This is a genomic window from Methylobacterium organophilum, assembly GCF_022179465.1.
Lineage (GTDB): Bacteria > Pseudomonadota > Alphaproteobacteria > Rhizobiales > Beijerinckiaceae > Methylobacterium > Methylobacterium organophilum.
The window spans coordinates 1-274 of record NZ_BPQV01000039.1 but is presented as its reverse complement, the minus strand read 5'-3'; the positions used below and the strand labels follow the sequence as shown (position 1 = coordinate 274).

1 protein-coding gene is annotated in these 274 nt (G+C 74.5%); it reads right to left on the bottom strand.

Translation table 11 applies throughout. The features are described from left to right. A partial coding sequence (locus MFF21_RS23730) for a hypothetical protein (protein WP_238315049.1) occupies positions 1-274 on the bottom strand: 274 nt, incomplete at both ends.

The following is a 274-nucleotide window of genomic DNA, read 5'->3' as shown; positions in this document are numbered from 1 at the left end:
AAGTCCTGCCACCACTGATCGGCTTCGGTGGCCAACTGGCCGTGGACGGCGTGCAGGCGGCCTTGTTCGGCAGCCAGGTAGGCGGGGGCGTCTTCCTCGGCCCTGCGCTTGGCCGGCGCCCGCTCGGTGCGGGCGAAGACCCCCAGCCCCGACAGGTGGTGGGCCTGGGCCTCTGCCAGCGCCCAGGCGAGGCCCAGTTGCGGGGGCCCCGGCACCACCGGCGGCCGGGCCGGCGTGAAGGACTGCAGGTGGACAGTGGTCGTCTGCCGTCGCA